The 17,932-nt window shown below is 64.8% G+C and carries 21 protein-coding genes and 1 tRNA gene; 11 read left to right on the forward strand and 11 right to left on the reverse strand.

The window, feature by feature from the left end:
* The first annotated feature begins 74 nt into the window (after positions 1 to 74).
* From BSG17_RS11185 to BSG17_RS11190, 3 genes are all read left to right on the forward strand, one after another.
* Positions 75 to 296: a DUF5795 family protein gene (locus BSG17_RS11185; protein ID WP_089824060.1), complete on the forward strand. Its 222-nt coding sequence runs from the start codon at positions 75 to 77 to the stop codon at positions 294 to 296.
* A gap of 42 nt (positions 297 to 338) precedes the next feature.
* Positions 339 to 513 (forward strand) — tRNA-Trp (locus tag BSG17_RS26985).
* A gap of 404 nt (positions 514 to 917) precedes the next feature.
* Complete coding sequence (locus BSG17_RS11190) at positions 918 to 1,205, forward strand: PadR family transcriptional regulator (RefSeq protein ID WP_089824692.1); 288 nt, start codon at positions 918 to 920, stop codon at positions 1,203 to 1,205.
* A gap of 146 nt (positions 1,206 to 1,351) precedes the next feature.
* Here the strand turns inward: BSG17_RS11190 and BSG17_RS11195 are convergent, their stop codons facing one another.
* The 6 genes from BSG17_RS11195 to BSG17_RS11220 form a co-directional block, all read right to left on the reverse strand.
* Positions 1,352 to 2,110: a sensor histidine kinase gene (locus tag BSG17_RS11195; RefSeq protein ID WP_089824062.1), complete on the reverse strand. Its 759-nt coding sequence runs from the start codon at positions 2,108 to 2,110 to the stop codon at positions 1,352 to 1,354.
* Positions 2,111 to 2,185: 75 nt separating this feature from the next.
* Positions 2,186 to 3,175, reverse strand: a complete 990-nt coding sequence (locus BSG17_RS11200) for a PAS domain-containing protein (RefSeq protein ID WP_089824064.1) — start codon at positions 3,173 to 3,175, stop codon at positions 2,186 to 2,188.
* Between the two features lie 82 nt (positions 3,176 to 3,257).
* Positions 3,258 to 4,319 (reverse strand): glycosyltransferase family 4 protein, encoded by a 1,062-nt coding sequence (locus BSG17_RS11205; protein WP_089824065.1) that lies wholly within the window; start codon positions 4,317 to 4,319, stop codon positions 3,258 to 3,260.
* Positions 4,320 to 4,326: 7 nt separating this feature from the next.
* A complete protein-coding gene (locus BSG17_RS11210; RefSeq protein WP_089824694.1) occupies positions 4,327 to 4,704 on the reverse strand; it encodes a 6-pyruvoyl trahydropterin synthase family protein in 378 nt (125 codons plus the stop codon).
* Between the two features lie 10 nt (positions 4,705 to 4,714).
* Complete coding sequence (locus BSG17_RS11215) at positions 4,715 to 5,746, reverse strand: zinc-binding dehydrogenase (protein ID WP_089824067.1); 1,032 nt, start codon at positions 5,744 to 5,746, stop codon at positions 4,715 to 4,717.
* A gap of 2 nt (positions 5,747 to 5,748) precedes the next feature.
* Positions 5,749 to 6,534 (reverse strand): GTP cyclohydrolase III, encoded by a 786-nt coding sequence (locus BSG17_RS11220; RefSeq protein ID WP_089824070.1) that lies wholly within the window; start codon positions 6,532 to 6,534, stop codon positions 5,749 to 5,751.
* Positions 6,535 to 6,643: 109 nt separating this feature from the next.
* Here BSG17_RS11220 and BSG17_RS11225 point away from each other — a divergent pair, with 109 nt between their 5' ends.
* The 4 genes from BSG17_RS11225 (at position 6,644) to BSG17_RS11240 (ending at position 10,655) form a co-directional block, all read left to right on the forward strand.
* Complete coding sequence (locus tag BSG17_RS11225; protein WP_089824072.1) at positions 6,644 to 7,426, forward strand: HAD-IIA family hydrolase; 783 nt, start codon at positions 6,644 to 6,646, stop codon at positions 7,424 to 7,426.
* 144 nt (positions 7,427 to 7,570) lie between these two features.
* Positions 7,571 to 8,164, forward strand: a complete 594-nt coding sequence (locus BSG17_RS11230; protein ID WP_089824074.1) for a DJ-1/PfpI family protein — start codon at positions 7,571 to 7,573, stop codon at positions 8,162 to 8,164.
* A gap of 207 nt (positions 8,165 to 8,371) precedes the next feature.
* Entirely contained in the window at positions 8,372 to 9,565 is a 1,194-nt protein-coding gene (locus tag BSG17_RS11235; protein ID WP_089824076.1) for a tellurite resistance/C4-dicarboxylate transporter family protein, read from the forward strand.
* Between the two features lie 694 nt (positions 9,566 to 10,259).
* Positions 10,260 to 10,655: a hypothetical protein gene (locus BSG17_RS11240; protein ID WP_089824078.1), complete on the forward strand. Its 396-nt coding sequence runs from the start codon at positions 10,260 to 10,262 to the stop codon at positions 10,653 to 10,655.
* 229 nt (positions 10,656 to 10,884) lie between these two features.
* Here BSG17_RS11240 and BSG17_RS11245 read toward each other — a convergent pair whose 3' ends face one another.
* Positions 10,885 to 11,307 (reverse strand): cupin domain-containing protein, encoded by a 423-nt coding sequence (locus BSG17_RS11245; protein WP_089824080.1) that lies wholly within the window; start codon positions 11,305 to 11,307, stop codon positions 10,885 to 10,887.
* A 344-nt stretch (positions 11,308 to 11,651) separates the two neighbouring features.
* Between BSG17_RS11245 and BSG17_RS28245 the strand changes: the two genes are divergently transcribed.
* On the forward strand, positions 11,652 to 11,780 hold the full coding sequence (locus tag BSG17_RS28245; protein WP_280141169.1) for a hypothetical protein: 129 nt from the start codon (positions 11,652 to 11,654) through the stop codon (positions 11,778 to 11,780).
* Between the two features lie 72 nt (positions 11,781 to 11,852).
* Here BSG17_RS28245 and BSG17_RS11250 read toward each other — a convergent pair whose 3' ends face one another.
* The 3 genes from BSG17_RS11250 to BSG17_RS11260 all read right to left on the reverse strand — a co-directional run bounded on the left by BSG17_RS11250 (position 11,853) and on the right by BSG17_RS11260 (position 13,475).
* Entirely contained in the window at positions 11,853 to 12,251 is a 399-nt protein-coding gene (locus BSG17_RS11250) for an OsmC family protein (RefSeq protein WP_089824082.1), read from the reverse strand.
* Positions 12,252 to 12,343: 92 nt separating this feature from the next.
* Complete coding sequence (locus BSG17_RS11255; RefSeq protein ID WP_089824084.1) at positions 12,344 to 13,069, reverse strand: metal-dependent hydrolase; 726 nt, start codon at positions 13,067 to 13,069, stop codon at positions 12,344 to 12,346.
* An 85-nt stretch (positions 13,070 to 13,154) separates the two neighbouring features.
* The gene (locus tag BSG17_RS11260; protein WP_089824087.1) at positions 13,155 to 13,475 is read right to left on the reverse strand and encodes a hypothetical protein; all 321 of its coding nucleotides are present in this window, start codon (positions 13,473 to 13,475) and stop codon (positions 13,155 to 13,157) included.
* Between the two features lie 181 nt (positions 13,476 to 13,656).
* Between BSG17_RS11260 and BSG17_RS11265 the strand changes: the two genes are divergently transcribed.
* Positions 13,657 to 14,388: a fumarylacetoacetate hydrolase family protein gene (locus tag BSG17_RS11265; RefSeq protein ID WP_089824090.1), complete on the forward strand. Its 732-nt coding sequence runs from the start codon at positions 13,657 to 13,659 to the stop codon at positions 14,386 to 14,388.
* A 21-nt stretch (positions 14,389 to 14,409) separates the two neighbouring features.
* Here BSG17_RS11265 and BSG17_RS11270 read toward each other — a convergent pair whose 3' ends face one another.
* Positions 14,410 to 15,519: a glutamate-cysteine ligase family protein gene (locus BSG17_RS11270; RefSeq protein ID WP_170864784.1), complete on the reverse strand. Its 1,110-nt coding sequence runs from the start codon at positions 15,517 to 15,519 to the stop codon at positions 14,410 to 14,412.
* A 156-nt stretch (positions 15,520 to 15,675) separates the two neighbouring features.
* Here BSG17_RS11270 and BSG17_RS11275 point away from each other — a divergent pair, with 156 nt between their 5' ends.
* Together BSG17_RS11275 and BSG17_RS11280 are read left to right on the forward strand one after the other, a co-directional pair.
* On the forward strand, positions 15,676 to 16,269 hold the full coding sequence (locus tag BSG17_RS11275) for a gluconate 2-dehydrogenase subunit 3 family protein (RefSeq protein ID WP_089824094.1): 594 nt from the start codon (positions 15,676 to 15,678) through the stop codon (positions 16,267 to 16,269).
* Positions 16,262 to 17,860 (forward strand): GMC family oxidoreductase, encoded by a 1,599-nt coding sequence (locus BSG17_RS11280; protein WP_089824696.1) that lies wholly within the window; start codon positions 16,262 to 16,264, stop codon positions 17,858 to 17,860. Before BSG17_RS11275 ends, BSG17_RS11280 begins: the two co-directional genes overlap by 8 nt.
* Positions 17,861 to 17,932 lie beyond the last annotated feature (72 nt).

Here is a 17,932-nt window from a genome sequence, read left to right on the forward strand (position 1 = left end):
CGGCTCTCGCTCGTCGCTTTCGTTCTGCGGTGCCGTGACGGAGTGTTTAGGTGGCTGGGCCGATTCGACAGCGTATGAGCAACCGCGTCGTCCAAGGGCGGATGGTCACGCCGAAGCGACTCGCGAAACTGATCGAGGGCGAACAGCCGATGGAGGCCGAACCTATCGAGGACGCCGATCGGGACTGTCCCGAGTGCGGCGGCAACGTCCTGCAAGTCGGATATATGCCCAGCGTGACGGAGTTCGTCACGGGCTACAAATGTCAGGACTGCGACTGGGCCGACGACGACCGATAACCGAAACCCCTTTTAGGCAATTCGCCATACGAAGAAGTGCAAGGGGTCGTGGCCAAGCCCGGCATGGCGACTGACTCCAGAGGTAACGCCCGGTGACGAACTCCAGACTGATATTCCGAGCGACCGACTGATCATCGGTTCGCGTTGACGACCCTCTGGAGTACCGAGGCAGACCGGAGATATCAGTCGATCGGGGGTTCAAATCCCTCCGACCCCACTTCCTTGCGAACTCACACGGCGAGTGAAATCGCTCTCCCGATCTTCGCGTTCACCGACGGACGTCTGCGAGACGGCGAGCGGATGGGATGGAGGGGTGAGTGCCTCTGACGAGGCGACACGACCGCCTCCAGAGCGGAGTACGGCCGTATCGCGTTTCGAGTTCCAACCGACGTCGTATCAATACGTCGATATGTTTGTTCTCGACGCAGCCTGGTTGAAATAGGGGTGTGTCGCAGTTCATCAATCGACGCACGGGATTCGTGTAACTCGTGTCGGCGGTGAGAGGCCGAACGGTTCAACGAAAAAGGAGCTAGAAACTGTCCTTCTGCGGCAGCAGATGCTCCGTATATTCTATACTATTGACAATTGCTATGCTCTCGCAGGACGTACTGTAGGAGTATGCTGTTCGACCTCACCGGGTTCCAGCGTGACCTGCTATACGTCATCAGTGGACTCGACCACCCGTCGGGACAGGACATCAAAGAACGGTTCGAGCGCGACTTCGGACAACAGATCAAACACGGTCGGCTCTACCCGAACCTCGATCACCTCGTCGAGAGCGGGTTCGTCGAGAAGGGCCAACTCGACCGGCGGACCAACTACTACCATCTGACCGACCTCGGGCGGCAGAAGTTGGACCAACGGCGCGAGTGGGAGAACCAAGTGCAAGCCGATACGTCGACCGCATAGCCGAGCTTTTCAGCCGGACGCGTACCGACCGCGAACGTCGGTACCCCTCGGTCACCGTCGAGTAGTGCGTACGCCGTCGGAGTTCGGGAGTACCGTCGTCTGTTGCGACGGAAAAAGAGTGCAGTCGTTCGACGTCGGCGTGATTCTCATCCACAGGGGAGCGTGAAGTAGAACGTCGACCCTTCCCCCGGCGTCGACTCGACCCAGATCCGTCCGTCGTGGAGTTCGACGATCTTCTGACAGATCGCGAGGCCGATCCCCGCGCCGTCGACGCTGTTGCCGTAGAAGAGCGTGAAGATCCGCTCTCCTTCCTCGGGGTCGAGTCCGACGCCCTCGTCTTCGACTGCGAACCGCCACTCGTCGTCTCGCCGCTCGACCGACACGTGGACCCGTGGCGTCCCCTCGGAGTAGTTGATGGCGTTGTTCAACAGGTTCTGCAGCAGTTGGACGAGGAGCGTCTCGCTCCCTTCGACGGTCGGGAGGTCGTCGCTCGTGATCTCGGCGCCCGTCCGGTCGACACTGACGGTGAGGTTCTCTTTCGCGCGCTCGACGACCGTCTCGAAGTCGACCGGTTCCACGTCGTCGAACTCCCGAGAGACCTGCGAGTAGGCCAGCAGGTCGTTTATCATCCGTTGGAGTCGCTTCGACCCGTCGAGTGCGAACTGCAGGAACTCCATCGCGTCCTCGGGCAACGTCTCGCCGTGCCGACGTTCGAGCAGTTCGAGGTAGCTCGACACCATCCGCAGCGGTTCCCGGAGGTCGTGGGAGGCGACGTAGGCGAACTGCTCCAGTTCGGCGTTCGACCGTTCGAGTTCGGCGATCGTCTCGTCGAGTTCCGCCTGCTGCTGTTGTAACAGCTGTTCGCTCCGTTTGAGGTCGGTGATGTCTTCGGCGGCGACGACCATCCGGACGACGTCGCCGCTCTCGTTCCGTATCGGCGCGAAGCTCGTCGAGAGCCAGCGGAACGTCCCGTCTTCCAGTTAGACCCCGTGTTTGTAGCCGAGCACCGGCTCGCCCTCTTCGAGCACCGTCCGGGTCGGGTAGTCCTCGAGCGACAGCGGGTCGCCCTGTTCGTCGTACAGCGTCCCCTCCGTCCCCTCCAGACTGCGGCCCAACAGCGGCCGTCCCTCCTCGCCGAGCAACGCCTCGGCCCGTGCGTTGCTCTGGACGACCGTCCCCGTCGCGTCGAAGACGGCCATCGCCATCGGACTCACCTCGAGGATCTGTTCGACGAGCGCCTTCTCCTCGCGGAGCCGTTCGTGCTGCTCACGCTGTTCGGAGACGGACTGGACGGAGACCGAGAGACCGCTGTCAGAGGGGTAGATCCGCACGTCGACCCAGCGATCCAGTAGCTCCGAGTGGTGCTCGAAAGTCCTCGGCTGTTGGGTCTCGAGCGCTCGCCGCAGCTCGCGGTGTATCCGCGTCGACTCGACTGCCGGAACGAGTTCCGTGAGTGCGCTGCCGACGAGCTCTTCCTCCTGTCGGGCGAACAACTTCGTCGCCCGGTCGTTCACGTACGTGAACCGGAGTCGCTCGTCGAAGGCGACGACGGCGTCGCTGATGCGGTCGAGGATCTCGTCGACCCGCCTGTGTTCGTCGAGGTCGTGGATGACCTCGCCGTACCCGCGGAGCTCACCGTCCTCCCAGAGCGAGGTGACGACGACGTGTGCCCAGAACCGCGATCCGTCCTTCCGGACGCGCCAGCCGTAGTCCTCGACTCGCCCCTCGTCGGCGGCGACCGCCAACTGTCGTTCCGGAACGCGTCGTTCGCGGGCCTCCTCCGGGTAGAACGTCGAGAAGTGCTCCCCTCGTATCTCTTCGGCGGTGTAGCCTTTGAGCCGCTCAGCCCCCGCGTTCCACGTGACCACTCGCCCCGCCGGGTCGAGCAGCGAGATTGCGTAGTCTTCGACCTGCTCGACGAGTAACCGGAACTCCGACTCCGGAGCGAGACCTGGTTCCGGCACGCCCATACCGTTCTGTTCATTATCTACCTGCTTGTATTCATCGGATAAAAAGATATTATTAAAATAAAGAATGTGTCGGCAGGAGCACTCAGGCGAGCGACCGGAGGAACCCCTGCACCGTCTCGGCCGTCTCGCGCCACGTCGGATGCGACCGGTAGCGGTCCAGCGCCGCGAGACTCAGTCTGACGAGTCGCTCGCGGTTGCGACACAGCGGCGCGAGTGCGTCGGTGACGGCGCTCGGGTCGTCGGGTTCGACGAGCAGCCCGTTCACGCGGTCCGTCACCAGCTCGGCGGCCCCGCCCGCCGTCGTCGCCACCGCCGGCAGTCCGAACGCCATCCCTTCGAGGTACGCGATACCGAACCCCTCGTAGGTCGACGGCATCGCCAGTACGTGACTCCGCGCGAGCACGTCGGCGACGTCGTCGTCCGCGAGTCGTCCCGTGAAGCTGACCGACCCAGCGACGCCGAGTCGCTTGATCCGCTGCCGGAGGAACGCCGTGTACGCCGAGTCGGCCGCGTCGTCGCCGACGACGGTCAACGTCCAGTCGCCCCGCGTTCGTTCCAGCCCCTCGACGAGCGTGTGGATCCCCTTCCGGGGAGTGACGTTGCCGAGCGTGACGACGCGGAGCGTCGGTGTTCGCGCCCGCTCGCGGACCGTCTCCGGCGAGAGTGCTCCTCCGAAGCGGTCGCCGGCAGGGTAGGCGACGACTCCGGGCGACGGCTCCGCGAGCGCCGCGACCGTCGATCTGGTCGTCTCGCTGTTGTAGACGTAGCCGTCGACGCCCCGGAGGTACTGTCGTTCGACCCGACGATAGAACCCGTTCTTCCAAGGAGCGTGCCGTTCGGCCGACCGGAGGTGGTGGACGAGCGCGACGACCGGGGCGTCGAAGTCGAGTCGACGGTTAGTCCAGAGGAGCGATGGGTGACACAGTTCGTCTTCGAGGAGCACGTCGAGGTCGGCCGCACGGAGACGGCGACGGAACGACCGGTCGACGTTCTGTGCGAACGCCCGGCCGTACCGCCGTTCCGGCAGCGAGAACAGCTCGACCTCGTCGCCCAGTTCCCGGAGGTGGTCGACGAGCTGCCGATCGTAGACGTAGCCGCCGGAGCGCGTGTCGAGGTCGCCGTAGACGACGAGACCGACGCGCATCAGTCGCTCACAGGGCGGTCTCGTAGCTCGCCCACGCCTCGTCGTCCTCCCAGAGTTTGACTCGTGCGCGCTCGGGGACGTCGGCGTCGACCTCGGCGACGACCGCCTCGCAGAAGATCCGTGCGAACCGCTCGACGCTCGGGTTCTCACCCGCGAACGGTTCGTGGTCGTTGAGCGTCGTATCCCGGTAGCGGTCGACGACCGTCGTCGTCGCCGCCTTCACTGCGTCGATGTCGACGAGGTAGCCGAACTCGTCGAGCTCCGGTCCCTCGAACCCCACCTCGGCCGTGAACCGATGCGAGTGGACCTCGCCTTCGGGGCCGGGGTCGGGCACCGTCAGGAAGTGCTGTGCGACGAACGAGCGCTCGACGGTCACGCGATACATGTCCACCCCATCACTGTCCGTAAGTAAAGAGGATTTGGACGGTCCGTTCCCGGTCGGTGTCGAGGCGACGGTAGGCGTCGGCGGCGTCTCCGAGCGCGAACCGGTCGGTGACGAGGCGGTCGGCGTCGAGTCGGCAGAGCCACTGCCACGCCTGCTCGAACCGCCGCTCTGCGGTCCACCGGCCGCGGAGGTCGGGGTCGATGGTGCTCACCTGACTGCTCCGAATGTCGATCCGACTCCGGTGGAACCGCCCGCCGAGCGCGAGGTCAGATCGCTTCTCGCCGTACCACGAGCCGACGACGACGCGACCGTCGTAACCGGTGACGTCGATGGCGTCGTCGAGCGCCTCGGGGTTCCCCGAGAGTTCGTAGACGAGGTCCGCGCCCGTCGGCACGTCGGCGTCGACCGACGACTCCGAGGGTGAGAACTCCGCCCGTACCCCGTCCGGCGAGAAACTCTCGTCAGCCCCGAACGACCGCGACAGCTCCCGGCGGCGAGCGACGGTTTCGACGGTGACTAGTCGCTCCAGCGGGAACGTCGACAGTATCGCCGTCGTGAGCAACCCGACGACGCCCTGACCGAAGACGACGACGCGCTCGCCGACGACCGGACGGCCGTCCATCACGAAGTTCAGCGCCGTCTCGACGTTCGGGAGGAGCGCCGCCGTCTCGAGCGAACAGTCGTCAGGGACGACGTGGAGGTCGTCGGGGTCGGCCAGGAAGTGGCTCTCGTGGGGGTTGAACGCGAACACCGTCCGGTCGAGCCAGCGGTCGTCGACGTCGTCGCCGACGGCACTCACCGTTCCGACGGCCGCGTAGCCGTACTGCAGCGGATAGTCCAGGTCGCCCTGGAGACTCGGTATCGAGGCGTCCGCCGAGAGGTCCGTCGGCGCGTCGCCCCGGTAGACGAGCCGTTCGGTGCCCGGACTCACCGCGGAGACGACGGTCCGAACGCGCACCTCGCCCGAGGCGGGAGCAGGGACGGGCCGCTCGCGGACGCGCACCTCGCCGGGAGCGGTGAAGTAGAGCGACCGGGCGGGCATCGTCAGTCGGTGTCCGGGAGCGGGTGGTCGGCCGCACCGGCGAACTCGACGGCGGTGCCCCGGTGCCGGCAGTCTTCGAGGGCGTGCTTCGCGGCGAACCCGGCCTCGTGGGGCGTCGCCGCGGTACCGACGCCGACCTTCAGTTCGACGCCGACCGACTCCTCGACGGCGTCGATCGCGGCGGCGTACTGCTGGGCGGAGAGCTCCGGACAGACGGCGATGATGTTGTCGCCGCCGACGAAGAAGGAGAGCGCGCCGTGTTCCTCGCGCATGTACCGCATGAGTGCTGCGTACCCCTGCTCGATGCGGATGAACGTGTCGAACTCGTTGAGACGGTCGGTGTACTTGCCGGTGGCGTCGTCGACGTCGAAGTGGGCGACGTGGAGGTCGTCGGCCGCGCCGTCGGCGTGAAAGTCCCCGGCGAGCACCTCGCGTCGCGTACTGTCCTGTGCGCTCCCGGCGGCCTGTACGTACGCCGTCGCCGTCTCGAGCGCCTCGACGGGAGTCTCGTGGACGCCGACGCCCAGACTCAGGGTCACCGGATAGCGGTTGCCGACCGACTCCTGCAGCAGTTCGTGGTCCCGTCGGTCCAGCCCGTTCGTGACGGCGACCATGTTGTCGAAGCGGGTGAAGAAGACGTACCCGCCGCGTCCGCCGACGAACTGCGCGAGGTCCGCGAACAGCCGCGACTGGAGCGTCTGGAGGTCCATCTCTCTCCGTGGCTCCGGCGTCACCGTCCACGGGCCGTAGTTGTCGATCTGGATGTGCGTCAGCTGCGTGTTCGTCACTACGACGCCCTGAGGGTCGCTGGCTATTCGTTCTTTGGTTCGCCGAAGCGACCGCCGACCGACGTCGTCGGTGGCAAGGTTCAATCCGCCGCCCTCCCTACGGCCTCCAATGACCTATCGCGGTGTGGTGCTCGACGTCGACGGGACGGTCGTCCGCGGCGACACCCCGATCCCCGGCGCACGCGAGGCGCTCGACGCGCTCGACGACGCCGGCCTCCGACGACTGTTCCTCTCGAACAACCCGACGAAAGCGCCGGCGGCATACGTCGAACGGCTCGACCGCGCCGGTCTCGACGTCGACGCCGACGAGGTGATGACCTCGGGGACGGTGACGGTGTCGTACCTCCGCGAACACCACGCCGACGACGCGCTGTTTCTCGTCGCCGAGTCGGGGTTCCACGAACAGGTTGTCGACGCCGGACTGAACGTCGTCGCCGACCCGGACGCCGCCGAGGCGGTCGTCGTCTCCATCGACCGCGAGTTCAGCTACGACCGACTGACGGCCGCGCTCTACGCACTCGACGACGGCGTCCCGTTCGTCGGCACCGACCCCGACGTCACCATCCCGACCGACGAAGGGTTGGTCCCCGGCTCCGGTGCCATCATCCGGGCCGTCGCGGGCGTCGCCGAGCGCGACCCCGACCGCGTGCTCGGTAAACCCGACGCGTACGCCCGGTCGCTGGCGCTGGACTATCTGGGAATTCCCGCCGAGCACTGTCTCGTCGTCGGTGACCGACTGAACACCGACATCGCGCTCGGGGCCCGGGCGGGGATGACGACGGTGCTCGTCCGGACGGGCGTCACCGACGAGCGGACGCTGAACGACTCGGACGTGCAACCGGACTACGTACTCGACTCGGTCGCCGACATCGGAACGGTGCTCGAGAACTGAACGGCCGACGAACACGCAGGCGCGATCGCCGGAGACGACCGACTGGCCGACGTCGACCGGTCCCTACCGATTCGACGCGCCGATTCAGGAGACGCCGCTCCCGGAGGTACCGTTATGGGTTCTCGGCGAGACGATTCGAACGCCATGTCCGGACAGCAGATCCTCATGATCGTCGGTGACTTCGGCGAAGACTACGAGATTATGGTGCCGTTTCAGGCGCTGCAGGCGGTCGGCCACGAGGTCCACGCCGTCTGTCCCGAGCGGGAGGAAGGCGAGACGGTGAAGACGGCCATCCACGACTTCCGGGGCGATCAGACGTACCTCGAGGAGCGTGGGCACGACTTCGAACTCACGGCGACGTTCGACGAGATCGACCCCGCCGACTACGACGCGCTCGTCGTCCCCGGCGGCCGCGCCCCCGAGTATCTCCGCACCTACGACGAGGTGCTCGACGCAGTACGGCACTTCTTCGAGGCGGACAAACCGGTCGCCTCGCTCTGTCACGGCCCGCAGATCCTCGCCGCCGCGGGCGTCCTCGACGGCTACGAGATGACCGCCTACCCCGCCGTCCAGCCGGAAGTCGAGGCCGCCGGCTGTTCGTGGGTCGACGAGGTGACGACCGACGGCAACCTCGTGACCGCGCAGGCGTGGCCGGACCACCCCGAGTGGCTGGCGCAGTTCCTCGACCTGCTCGGCACCGAGATACAGCACGGTCAACCCGCGACCGCAGACGACTGACCGTCGTCGACCGCGCTGTCGGCTCTTTTCGTCCGACGTCGGCGGCGACCTGTGCGTTCAGGCGATCCGCGCGCTCGCTCGTCTCTCGTCAGCCGATCCTCACTCGCCGGTCGACCTCTACCTCGCCAGCCGGTTTGTCGACGATACGTAGCGACAGTCATTTGCGGCCGGCTGGAGGAGCGACTGACAGACCCACGAGTGTTGGCCATGATCGACGAGATCGACGACGTCCACGACGGAGACAGCGAACCCGACTCTGCGGACCCGTCGGCCGCTCGTCGCTTCGGCGAGACGATCCGGCGGCTCGACCCGGCGTACTTCGGCTTCGTCATGTCGACCGGGATCATCTCTATCGCCTTCCGCGACCTCGGTAGTCGGGTCGTCGCCGAGACGCTCGCGGCGTTCAACGTCGTGTGTTACGGCCTCCTGCTCGCGCTTTTCGCGGTGAAGGTCGGACTGTTCCCCGGACAGGTCGTCGCCGAGCTCCGGGACAGCAGTCGTCACTGGGGGGCGCTCACCTTCGTCGTCGGGACGAACACCGTGGGGGCACAGCTGCTCCTCTTCTCGGACCGCGTCGCCGTCGCGACCGCGCTCTGGCTGACGACCGTCGCGGTGTGCCCGCTCTTGCTCTACTATCTCTTCGCGACCGAGATCATCGGCACCTGGGAGTCGGACGTCAGCGAGCGGATCGACGGTGCGTTCCTCTTGATCATCGTCTGTATGCAGTCGCTCGCCGTCCTCGGTGGCCTCCTCTCGGACGTCCTCCCGGCCTACGCAGAGGGGATCGTCGCCGTGAGCATGGCGTACTGGGGGTCGGGGTACGTGCTCTACTTCGTCGTCGCCGCCATCGTCACCTACCGACTCCTGGAGGGGCGGATGAACCCGGACGACTGGACGGGCCCCTACTGGATCCTGATGGGGGCGGCGGCGATCACGACGTTAGCGGGAGCGACGCTCGGTCCTCGTCTGTCGTCGTTTCCCCCCTGGGAACCGTACGTCCAGATGACGATCGGCGTGACGTTCCTCGCGTGGGCGATCGCCTCCTGGTGGATTCCCCTGCTCTTGGCGCTCGACGTGTGGAAGTTCGTCACCGCCGGAGCCGAGGGTCGACCGCCGGCGTGGGTGCTCGCGCTCCCGTGGTCCCGACTCGGCTTCGGGCGGCGTCTCCACTCGTACAACCCGCTCGCGTGGGGACGGGTCTTCCCAATGGGGATGTACACGGCCTGTACCGTCAACCTGGCCGGTGTCAACGCGTTCAGACCGCTCGTGGTCGTCCCGCGGTACTGGGGGTGGTTCGCGCTCCTCGTCTGGCTGCTGACGCTGGTCGGCACCGTCCGGGCGGTCGGCCGCGCGCTGTCGCGAGTCTCGCCGTCTCTGCGAAAGCTCACAGGGCAGATCTGATAGGGATTAGCAAAAGAATTCAGACAGTCACTCAGTCGACTCTCGGGGAGTTGTCAGAATCGGTGTGCTGAATATCGAGGGTGAGTTCGGCAATCTACTCGAATACGAGATCTTGTTATCAACCCGCATTTTTTGCCGTCATTCTTTTCCGAGCACCGAGAGAACAGTAAATTGCAATTCATCATCCAAGACCTCAGGAGGGTGAATTGCGCCAAGGCATTCCGGCAACGCCCTCATATTCGGGGGCGTTTGCTCATTCAGTTAGCGGTGATACCTCGAGCTTGTGTCCCTTTCGTTTCCCGTGTTCAATGACGATATCGGACGGCAAGATTCCATCTTCAGGGCGAACGACCTGCTCAAAAGTACAATCGCAACAGACCACGCGCATTACTCTCTGTAGGTTCCCAGCCATTTTCTCCTTCGTGGGAATCGCTGGTAAGCGAGGTAATAAGCATATGTATTGGTTGACGCCTTTGCGGACAATATCCGACTTGCGCTCTCTATTCAGCACAGTCGACGTAAACTACCCATCTGCTGTCAAAAACGGCGTGCAACACACAGAGTGAATTCAGCAACCTACTGCACTCTATTTCACGTTTGAAGGGGCAAATACACCACAAGTTATGGGTGAAAAGGTGGAAAATACCGGTCTGTCTCAGAAACAGTATTATCAACTCTATCTCAACTGTCTGGTATGAACCGGCGTACAGCCCTATCCACCATTGGAATTATCCTTAGTATGGGCACTGCTGGTTGCCTATTCACTCAGACCGAACCAGAGCCGCGATTTACTCTACGGGACGTTCGCTCGTACTTAGCTGATGAAGAGACTGCCCTCGTAGTGGGGGTCGTTGAAAAACAAGGAGATACCACCGGAAACGTCACCATCAGAGCAGAACTTCTTATTGATGACGCGTACAATCACGTGACTAGGCAAACCTTCGTTATCCTCGCAGATCTTACTAAGCGTACCATCGCGCTCCCGTTCACAACAGACTCTTCGTTTTACGGCGAACAGCAATTTACAGCCCGAGCAAAGGTCATCCGAGAGGAGGAGGTGGATGGCGAGTGGGTGACAGAAAGTAAGTAACAACCGCTGAGCTCCTACCTCATGTTCGTCACTCAGAACTACTGCCAACAGATAACTGACAAGTAACCGACTTGCGCTGTGTATCTTGCAGGCTCGCACTCGGTCTACCCGAACCCTGTCAGTATCATCGCGACCGATGTAGAGAATGGCACTTCGCAATCAAACAGTGCGCAAGTAAACCCCTGAGACCGACACGGATCTGTGACCGTTGTCGGACGGCTCTCAGGAGTTATTCGACCGGTTCCATGCCATAGTCCGCGGCGAGTTCCTGGAACTCTTCCGGGGTCACCTCAGCACTCCTCTCGAAGAGCTCTTCGAGATGGGGTGGTGAGAAGATGACGAGCAGTGTGGCAGGGTCCCGCCCGTGGTTGGCCTGGGCGTGGACGGTTCCTCGTGGAATCGCACGGCACGCTCCCGCTAGTGCTTTGTGCGTCTCCTCGCCGACCCGGCTTTCGATCTCACCGTCGATGACGTAGAGGATTTCTTCCTCGTTGTGGTGGATGTGGGGTGGAATTTCTTCACCCGGTGGTAACTCGAATTCGAGGGCAAAGTACGCCCCGTTCGTATCGTCACCACTCACACGCCGTGTCATATCGAGGCCGAAGACGTGCCCGGCCATCCCTTCCCCTGGGCCGAGCAGAGATTTGCTCATGGGTTCTATCTGCGCTCTTGTAACCAGACGGCTCGGAACCGCTGGTTTCGATATCGGTCTGTCGGCATCTGTCCCTCTCCTTCGTGGCGTCTCACTTCATCTTCATTTTGTCGTTCTCCTACCCCTCCACGGAGAGAACGCCGAACAACGAGTTCGGGGCCGACTATGTTGCCATGATATCAGTTCTGGTGGGACATACGCGTTCTGAGTTCAGCACGGTCTCGACAAGCCATCTTAAATTTGTCATGAGTCCCGGAACGTCGCCTTCGGTCGTCGCCGTTCTCTCACACGGCTGTCGGCTGTCTGACGAAGATATTTATACCACCCCTCCTCATAGCTGTGGTATGGAAGAACGTAACATGCCGTACGCCTTCCGCGACGAGGTGGAGCCGTCGCCGAGCTACGACGACGAGGAGCGCGAGGTTGTCATCGTCGACGGCGAGGCGATGACGTATCGAAGCTACCGACGATAACGCTGCTTTTCGGCGTCGCTCTCGGGTCGAACGACGGTCAAAGAATCTGTGAGCTGCGTCGACGGCGTCCAGTTAGAACGCGTTGCCGTGGACGGTGATGTCGGCGTGGAGCCCCTCACGGAGTGCGCTGTGGACGTGGCAGATGTCCTCGGCGCGCTCGACGATCTCGTCGAGCTCCTCGTCGGAGAGGTCGGCCGCGACGTGGATGTCGAAGCGGATAGCCGTCAGATCGTCGTCGTCGTCGAGGTCGGCGCTGGAGTCGATCTGGATCTTGCCGAGGTCGTCCTCACCGCGCTGCTGGCCGCCGACGCGGAAGGCGGGCAGGAAACAGGAGGCGTACGTCGCGACGAGCGCGGAGTTCGGGTCCGGGCCGGTCTCACCCGTGGCGTCGATCGACATGTCGAAGTCGCCGACCTGACTGTTGCATCCGAACCCCTCTTCGCTGACGGTGGTGGTTTCGATGTCGCTCATTGCAGGCGAAACGTCGTCTGCTACCGTACTAAAGGTAACCCAAGCGGTGGTCGCTCGTGTGTACCGAAAGAACACCGTCTGCGGTTCGGACGCTACTCCAGCGTGAACGACTCGTCGCCGTCAAGCGCGTGCAGTTCGGCGCTCACACCCGCGGCGTCGAGCTCGCGCTCGAAGTCGTCCATCTCGATCTCGATCGGCGGGAACGTATCGTAGTGCATCGGGAAGACGTAGTCGACGCCGAGCCAGTCGGCGGCGACGGCGGCCTGCCACGGCCCCATGGTGAAGTGGTCGCCGACCGGGAGGGCGGCGGCGTCGGGTTCGAGATACGGACCGATCACCTCGCGCATCTCGGTCATCAGCCCGGTGTCGCCGGCGTGGTAGAACGTGTTGCTCTCCTCGTCTGCGACCTGTGTCGGCTTCGTGTCGCTGACGACGAACCCGGCGGGCATCCCGGCGCTCGTCCCGTAGCTCGTGTCGATGCCGTTCGAGTGGTCCGCGCGGTGCATCGTCACGAACGCGTCGCCGCACTCGACAGTGCCGCCGAGGTTCATCCCCATGCCGCCGACGGCGTCCTCGAAGTCCCAGTTCTCCTTGGCGTACTCGACGAGCTCCGGCGTGGCGACCAGCGTCGCGTCGCTGAACTTGTGAGCGTGAGCGACGTGGTCTTGATGGCCGTGGGTGAGGAGCACGTAATCCGGGTCGTCGATCTCCTCGGGGTCCATCGACGTCTGCGGGTTGTCGAAGAACGGGTCGATGAGAAGCGACGTCTCGCCGACGGTGACGTACCAGGTAGAGTGACCGTGCCAGGTGAGTTCCATGGTTCGTGCGACCATACACCCGGCTGTCACTAAAAGATAGCGAGCGGTACAGTGCTGCCGGAGGTCGTCGACGGTCGTCCGTCTGTCAGGGCGTCTCGTCGGTGATCTCGATGATCTCCGCGTTCTCGACGTACGTCGTCTCGCCGTCGATGCGGAGCTGGATCGTCTCACCGGGGAGCGCCGAGGGTTCCTCGACGTCCGCCGGGAGCGACACTCGCGTGACGTCCTCGTAGGTCGTCGGCTTCCGGAGGACGGTCTGCTCGCCGTAGTCGACGCGCTCCCACTCGTCGACCGCCAGGCTGTCGGTGTCGAAGTACTCGTCGGTCGAGACGTCGACGACCTCGTCACCCTCTCGGACCGTCTCCTTGGTCTCGTCCTCGCTGTACTGATGCAGGTACACGAGCATACCTCACAGTTCGGTGGCACGTCGAATGAGGGTTCTGGCCGTTCGGCGGTCCCGATGTCGAGGCTGCGCCGTCGCCCCCGCTATCGTCGTCCGCGTCGCCTTCGTCACTATCGCCGTGTCGAGGACGACGCCTTCGCCGTGGTAACAAGGACTAAGCGATGTGGGAGACACAGCCACGTTTATGCATCACGTTCGATTCCGTGACCCCGCAGGGGCGGTCCGACGGGGCGAGTGGCACGACGACGCTATCACCTTCGGCGGCGAGCGCTACGACCACGACGAGGTCGACGTCCTCCCGCCGGTCGAACCCTCGAAGATCGTCTGCATCGGCCGCAACTACGCCGACCACGCCGCCGAGATGGACAACGACGTCCCCGACCGCCCGCTGCTCTTTCTCAAACCCCCGAACACGCTCGCGGGCCACGGTGACACGGTGACGCTCCCCGCCGGGAAGGAGCGTCTCGACTACGAGGCGGAGCTCGCGGTCGTGATCGGTGAACAGTGTCGTCACGTCGCTTCCGAAGACGCGATGAACGTCGTCGCCGGCTTCACCTGTCTGAACGACATCTCGAACCGCGACGACCAGAACAGAGAGACCAACTGGGTCCGCGGGAAGGCGTTCGACGGGGCCGCACCCGTCGGCCCGGTCGTCGCCGACCCCGAACACGTCCCCGACGACGCCGCGGTCCGTCTCCGGGTCGACGGCGAACTCCGCCAGGAGGGGAGTCGCGACCAGCTGTTCTTCGACGTGCCGACACTTATCGAGGAGATCACGACCTACATGACGCTCGAACCGGGGGACGTCATCTCGACGGGGACGCCTGCAGGCGTCGGACCGCTCGAAGACGGCGCCCGCGTCGAGGTGGAGGTCGAGGGCGTCGGGACGCTCGAACACGCAGTCCGGATTCCCTGAGCGGAACGTCGAGACGGCGCGTCAGGGTGCGGAGTACTGAACTCGCGGCTTCGACGGATGGGAGCGACTCTGCTCGTCGAGCGACTCGACGTCCGCACGGAGTCGAGCCGCACAGTTGAGCCGGAGTCGCCGCGTCTCGTCTCGACCGATCTCGTCCGGTCCGGACAGTTTCGCCGACAGGGGGTCGTAGCGTTCGGTGTCGAACCCCATCGCATCGAGGTACTCGCAGACGCGCGTCGACTCGAGCCCTCGGTGGATCGCCTCGTCGCTGAGCGAACGGAGCTCCTCGAAGCGAGGGACGCGAACTTGGTCGGCCAACACGCCGGGTTCACCCCGCGTGACGGGCTTCGTCTGGGTCTGTGTCATCAGTCGGTCGACGCCCTCGGCGAGTTGGAGCAGTTGACTCGGCAACGCGGCGTCGGGTGCGCGCCACTCGACGGTCGGCAGTTCGTGTCGGAGGCGGACTGGCGCGAGTACCGTGTCCTCGGGGCAAAAGTGCTCGCGTACCGTCTGCTCGTCGACACCGCGGTCGGTGGCGATGTCGACGAACTCGTCGAAGTTCTCCTGGACCCGCTCGCACCAGGCGTCGACGTCGTCGGGGTAGGGCCACAGGTCGCAGTACTGCTGGAACCGTTCGCCACACGCTTTCCGGTATGCCTGCGCTCGCGCACAGGCGGCCGTCCGAGAGCCACAGTAGTAGGGCGAGGAACTGACCAGCGCGACGGTGGGGTCGAGCGCGGTCAACAGATCGATCTGCCGTGCGACGTCGGTCTTCTCGAAGTGGATGTGAGTCCCCGCACAGTTCTTCGGACTGGTGACGTTCTCACCGTAGATCTCCTCGTACAGTTCTCCCCTGTCGGTCGTCGCGGGGGTGTCGTGTTCGGTGAGCGGCGTCCCGAGTGGGACGAGTTGCCGCCCGGTCGCTTCGGCCGCATCCAGGACGGTCCGGAGAGTGTCCTGTAACTCTCGTCCGAGCGCGGTCACGTTCTCGTGCGGTGAAGTTTTGACTTCGAGCAGCGGCCCGACGAACTCGGGTTTCACGTGCTCGTGGCAGTCGACGAGGTCACGGCCATCACAGAGATGACCGCTCTCGTCGACGACCCAGTACTCCACCTCGAGTCCTAATGTCATTGTGAACTCCGAGTTACGGCTCTTGGTCCGTCTCCCGGATTCGTCATTTCGCTGGAACCAACTCTAAGCAGCGTGGCTGTAATTACAACGAGTTCATATGGGGGCTCGTCCCCGAACGACAGTGCTTAAGTTTAGGCCAGCCTAATCCGCGATCAGATGGAGCTGACACGCCGTGACGCGCTCGTCGCGCTCGCGGCCGCCGGGAGCGTCGGTGCCGGTGTCGCCGTCGACGAGCGATTCGACCTGTCGTTCGACGACCTTCCGTCGACGGCGCCTCCGGACCCAGAGGAGACGCCACCGCCGGTCGTGCTCGACACGCTCACGGCGGCCGCGGAGGTGCTGTACCCCTCGCAGGTTGACGGCCACCGACCGTTCGTCGAGACGTTCGTGCTCGGGCGCATCGAGGGACGCCAGTCGTACCTCGAGGGGATGGTCGAGACGACGCGGGAGCTCGACGGCCTCGCCGACAGCTGGTACGACGCACCGTTTTCGGAGCTCGACCCGGTCGTCCGCGACCGACTCCTGCGGGAACTCGGCGTCGAGACGGCCGACCCCGACCCGGAGGGACCGATCTCCGAGCGCGTTCGACAGTTCGTCGTCGACGACCTGCTGTACGCCTTCTACTCGTCGCCGACAGGGGGTCGACTCGTCGGCATCGAGAACCCCATCGGCCACCCCGGCGGCCACGAGAGCTACCAGCGGGCGTCGATGGAAGGCGAACCGGAAGACGGTGATGACGACGATGGCTGACGGCGACGGCGTCGACCGAACTCCTTCGGACCGGCCCGACGTCTGCGTCGTCGGCAGCGGCCCCGCCGGATCGATACTCGCCCACCGACTGGCGACGGCGGGCCACGAGGTGGTGGTGCTGGAGGCCGGGCGACGGTTCGAGATGGACGAACGCGTCGAGCAACTGGAGGCACACGTCCGCCCCAACGGTGGGCCCATCTGGGAGATGGGTGGCGAGCGCGACGCGTTCACCTCGTCGGGCGAGCGCCACTACCCGCTCAACGCCGCCCGCGTCAAGGGCGTCGGCGGCACGACGCTCCACTGGCAGGGGATGGTGATGCGACTCCACGAACGCGACTTCGAGATGGCGTCGCGACACGGCGTCGGCGCGGACTGGCCCGTCGGTTACGACGACCTCCGACCCTACTACGCCGCCGCCGAGCGGGAACTCGGCGTCGCGGGCGCGGCCGACAACCCCTACGCGCCACCGCGGGGGGAACCGTACCCGATGACGGCGTTCCCGCCGTCGCACTCGGACAGCATCTTCGCGGCGGCCTGCGAGCGACTCGGCATCGACATGCACTCGGTTCCGAACGCCCGAAACTCAGAAGGATACGACGGTCGGTCGGCCTGCGTCGGCTACGGCACGTGCAAACCGGTGTGTCCCTCCGGTGCGAAGTACACCGCCGAGCGCCACGTCGAGAAGGCCGAGGCGGCGGGCGCGCGAGTCGTCGACCGCGTCCCGGTGCAGCGACTCGAACACGACGACGCCGGCGAGTCGGTGACGGCCGCCATCTACAGCACACCCGACGGCGACGAGCACCGGCAGGAGGCAGACCAGTTCGTCGTCGCCTGCGGCGGAGTGGAGACGCCGCGACTGCTCCTGCTCTCGGCGTCGCCGCAGTACCCCGACGGCCTCGCGAACTCCTCGGGGCTCGTCGGCCGGTACTTCATGGACCACGTCTTCGCTGGCATGGGCGGCCGACTCGACCGACCGACGCGACAGAACCACGTCGGGTTCAACACCAGCGAATGTCACCAGTTCTACGACGACGAAGAGCCGGTGAACGGCCTCAAACTGGAGTTTCTCAACTACGCCGGCCCCTCGCCCGTGATGGAGGCGCTGCGGAGCAAGACGTGGGGTGACGAGTTGCTCGGGCAGTTACGGGAGTCGTACGGCTCTCACGTCGCGATGGGTGCGCTCGTCGAACAGCTCCCGCGCGAGGAGAACGCAATCACGCTCGACGACTCGCGGACCGACGACCACGGCAACCCCGTTCCGAACGTCACCTGGTCCGTCGACAGCGAGACGGAGGCGGCGATAGAGCGAGCGAACGAGATCCAGCGACGCGTGTTCGAGGAGCTCGGCGTCGACGTCGAGTGGTCGGTCGGCCCGGCGGAGACGGGACCGGCGTTCCACCACATGGGGACGACGCGGATGGGGACGGACCCGGCCGAGAGCGTCGTCGACGCCGACCTCCGGACGCACGACCTCTCGAACCTCTGGCTCGTCGGCAGCGGCGTCTTCCCGACGGGCGGCGCGATGAACCCGACGCTGACGATCGCGGCACTGTCGCTTCGGGCGGCTGACGCGCTCGAGACGACGCTCTGACTCGCCTCTCCCCAACTCCACGGTGCGCCACCGGTTGTCGAACCACCACAGCACTCTTGTGTCACCCGTCCA

It is taken from the genome of Halogranum amylolyticum, from assembly GCF_900110465.1.
Taxonomy (GTDB): Archaea; Halobacteriota; Halobacteria; order Halobacteriales; family Haloferacaceae; genus Halogranum; species Halogranum amylolyticum.

Coding starts and splice junctions, on each gene's coding strand:
- BSG17_RS11275 (WP_089824094.1), top strand. CDS start 15,676: ATGGAGCTGACACGCCGTGACGCGCTCGTCGCGCTCGCGGCCGCCGGG.
- BSG17_RS11195 (WP_089824062.1), bottom strand. CDS start 2,110: ATGGTCGTCGCCGCCGAAGACATCACCGACCTCAAACGGAGCGAACAG.
- BSG17_RS11205 (WP_089824065.1), bottom strand. CDS start 4,319: ATGCGCGTCGGTCTCGTCGTCTACGGCGACCTCGACACGCGCTCCGGC.
- BSG17_RS11235 (WP_089824076.1), top strand. CDS start 8,372: ATGATCGACGAGATCGACGACGTCCACGACGGAGACAGCGAACCCGAC.
- BSG17_RS11210 (WP_089824694.1), bottom strand. CDS start 4,704: ATGTATCGCGTGACCGTCGAGCGCTCGTTCGTCGCACAGCACTTCCTG.
- BSG17_RS11280 (WP_089824696.1), top strand. CDS start 16,262: ATGGCTGACGGCGACGGCGTCGACCGAACTCCTTCGGACCGGCCCGAC.
- BSG17_RS11250 (WP_089824082.1), bottom strand. CDS start 12,251: ATGAGCGACATCGAAACCACCACCGTCAGCGAAGAGGGGTTCGGATGC.
- BSG17_RS28245 (WP_280141169.1), top strand. CDS start 11,652: ATGGAAGAACGTAACATGCCGTACGCCTTCCGCGACGAGGTGGAGCCG.
- BSG17_RS11265 (WP_089824090.1), top strand. CDS start 13,657: ATGCATCACGTTCGATTCCGTGACCCCGCAGGGGCGGTCCGACGGGGC.
- BSG17_RS11215 (WP_089824067.1), bottom strand. CDS start 5,746: ATGCCCGCCCGGTCGCTCTACTTCACCGCTCCCGGCGAGGTGCGCGTC.
- BSG17_RS11270 (WP_170864784.1), bottom strand. CDS start 15,519: ATGACATTAGGACTCGAGGTGGAGTACTGGGTCGTCGACGAGAGCGGT.
- BSG17_RS11225 (WP_089824072.1), top strand. CDS start 6,644: ATGACCTATCGCGGTGTGGTGCTCGACGTCGACGGGACGGTCGTCCGC.
- BSG17_RS11245 (WP_089824080.1), bottom strand. CDS start 11,307: ATGAGCAAATCTCTGCTCGGCCCAGGGGAAGGGATGGCCGGGCACGTC.
- BSG17_RS11240 (WP_089824078.1), top strand. CDS start 10,260: ATGAACCGGCGTACAGCCCTATCCACCATTGGAATTATCCTTAGTATG.
- BSG17_RS11255 (WP_089824084.1), bottom strand. CDS start 13,069: ATGGAACTCACCTGGCACGGTCACTCTACCTGGTACGTCACCGTCGGC.
- BSG17_RS11200 (WP_089824064.1), bottom strand. CDS start 3,175: ATGGGCGTGCCGGAACCAGGTCTCGCTCCGGAGTCGGAGTTCCGGTTA.
- BSG17_RS11185 (WP_089824060.1), top strand. CDS start 75: ATGAGCAACCGCGTCGTCCAAGGGCGGATGGTCACGCCGAAGCGACTC.
- BSG17_RS11260 (WP_089824087.1), bottom strand. CDS start 13,475: ATGCTCGTGTACCTGCATCAGTACAGCGAGGACGAGACCAAGGAGACG.
- BSG17_RS11230 (WP_089824074.1), top strand. CDS start 7,571: ATGTCCGGACAGCAGATCCTCATGATCGTCGGTGACTTCGGCGAAGAC.